Raw genomic sequence first — 2,507 nt, forward strand, 5'->3', positions numbered from 1 at the left:
CCGCGCCGGTGCGCGCGCCCGCCCACACGCGGGCGCGCACACCCGTCCCCGCGCCCGGCGCGCACGGACAAACCGGTACTCCCGGCTCGGGCAGTTGTGCGATGCTCGGCCCTGTGGATACCAGGTCCGTCAGCCCTGTGTTCGTCGGCAGAGCCGGCGAACTGACCGCCCTCACCGAAGCGCTCGCCCGCGCCGACGCCGGTGAGCCCCAGGCATTGCTCATCAGTGGTGAGGCCGGGGTCGGCAAGACCCGCCTGGTCGAGGAACTGCTCGACACCGCCTGCGCGCAGAAGGCCGTCGTCGCGGTCGGCGGCTGCGTCGAGATCGGCGCCGACGGACTGCCCTTCGCCCCCTTCTCCACCGCCCTGCGCTCCCTGCTGCGCCGCCTGCCCGACGAGCTGATCGCGGCGGCCGACGGCCAGGAGGGCGAACTGGCCCGGATCCTGCCCGAGCTGGGGCAGTCGGGCCGGGAGGCGCTCGGCGAGGACTCCACCGCGCGCCTCTTCGAACTGACCGTCCGCCTCCTGGAACGGCTGGCCGCCGACCGTACGGTGGTGCTCGTCCTGGAGGACCTGCACTGGTCCGACGCCTCCACCCGGAACCTCCTCGCGTACCTCTTCCGCGCCCTGCGCCGCGGCCGGCTCGTCGTGATCGCCACCTACCGCGCCGACGACATCCACCGCCGCCACCCGCTGCGCCCGCTCCTGGCCGAGCTGGACCGCCTGCGGTCCGTACGCCACCTCGAACTCTCCCGCTTCACCCGCGCCGAGGTCGCCACCCAGCTGGCCGGCATCCTCGCCGCCGAACCGGACGCGGCCCTGCTGGACGAGATCTTCACCCGCTCCGACGGCAACGCCTTCTTCGTGGAGGAACTGGCCTGTTCGTACGGCACCGGCTGCCGCCCCGGCCTGAGCGAGTCCCTGCGCGACGTCCTGCTCGTCCGCGTCGAGGCGCTCCCGGAGAACGCCCAGCGGATCGTGCGGATCGTCGCCGAGGGCGGCACCACCGTCGAACACCCGCTGCTGCTCGCCGTCTCGCGCCTCGCCGAGGACGACCTCATCGAGGCGCTGCGGCTCGCCGTCGGCGCGAACATCCTGCTCCCGGTGGACGACAACAGCTACCGCTTCCGCCACTCCCTCGTCCGCGAGGCGGTCAGCGACGACCTGCTCCCCGGCGAGCGCTCCCGGCTCAACCGCCGGTACGCGGAGGCCCTGGAGGCGCATCCGGGGTACGTCTGCGCCGACGTACGGACCACCCGCCTCGCCGGCTACTGGTACAGCGCCCACGACGCGGCCAAGGCCCTGCCCGTCGTCCTGAGCGCCGCCGTCGAGGCCCGCCAGCGGTACGCCCACTCCGAGCAACTGCGCCTGCTGGAGCGGGCCATGGAGCTGTGGGACGACGCACCGCCGGAGGTGCTCGCCACCCTCCGGCCGCCGGACGACGCCGAGGTCTACCCCGCGTGCGCCGGTGGTACGAAGACCACCGCGCTCTCCTACCTCGACCTGATGGCGGAGGCGACCGTCGCCGCGCGCTTCGGCGGCGACCGCGAACGGGCCCTGGCGATCTCCAAGAAGGCCATGCGGGTCCTGGAGCGGGACACCGACCCGCTGCGCGCCGCGTGGTTCTGGACGCAGCGCTCCCGGCTCATGCAGGACCTCACACGCGGCGACGGCTGGCAGGAACTCGCCACCGCGCAGGAGTTGGTACGCGGCCTGCCGCCGTCGGCCGTGCACGCCGACATCCTGGTCAACATCGCCAGCTGGGGCGCCCTGCACCGGCCCGGCCCCGAGGCGCTGGCCGCCGCGACCCGGGCCGTCGAGTACGCCGAGCTGGTCGGCGCCGAGTTCATCGAGCTGCACGCCCGCCTCACCCACGGCTGGCTCACCGCCGACGCGGGCGGCATCGAGGAGGGCCTCGCCGAGATGTACGCGGTGCGCGACCGGGCCGCCGAGATCGGCGCCGTCGGCATCATCGGCCGCGCCGGGACCAATCTGCCGTCCACGCTGGAGGCCGTGGGCCGCTCGGCGGAGGCCGTCACCGCCGCCGAACTGGCCATCGCGGTCTGCCACCAGCGGGGGCTGGCCAACTCGGAGAGCTGGGTACGCGGCAACCTCGCCCAGTCGCTCACCTCACTGGGCCGCTGGGCCGAGGCGGACCGGGTCCTCGACGAGGCCGCCGCGCTCGCCCTCTCCCGCAAGACCCGCGGCCTGATCGCCGACCGCCGCGCCGAACTGGCCCTGCGCCGGGGCGACCTGGCCGAGGCACGGGCCCAGGTGGACGCGGCCCGCGCGTTCTACGGCACCCACGACCCCCAGCCGCAGCACTCCATCTCGCTGTCCAGGATGGCGATGAGCGTCGCCGCGCGGCAGGGCAGGCTCGCCGACGCCCGCGCCGAGTTCCAGCAGGCCGTCGGACGGGGCTTCCCGCCGGGCACCCAGCGGTACGCGCTCCCGCTGCTGTGCGCGGCGGTCGCCATGGAGGCCGGGGCGCTGGGCCTGCCGGGCACG

The 2,507-nt window shown here is 74.8% G+C and carries 1 protein-coding gene; it reads left to right on the forward strand.

Going from position 1 to position 2,507, the window contains the following annotated elements:
- Nucleotides 1-101: 101 nt before the first annotated feature.
- A partial coding sequence (locus GT042_RS15035) for an AAA family ATPase (protein WP_161309222.1) occupies nt 102-2,507 on the forward strand: 2,406 nt, incomplete at its 3' end.

It is taken from the genome of Streptomyces sp. SID3212 (genome assembly GCF_009865405.1).
GTDB lineage: Bacteria > Actinomycetota > Actinomycetes > Streptomycetales > Streptomycetaceae > Streptomyces.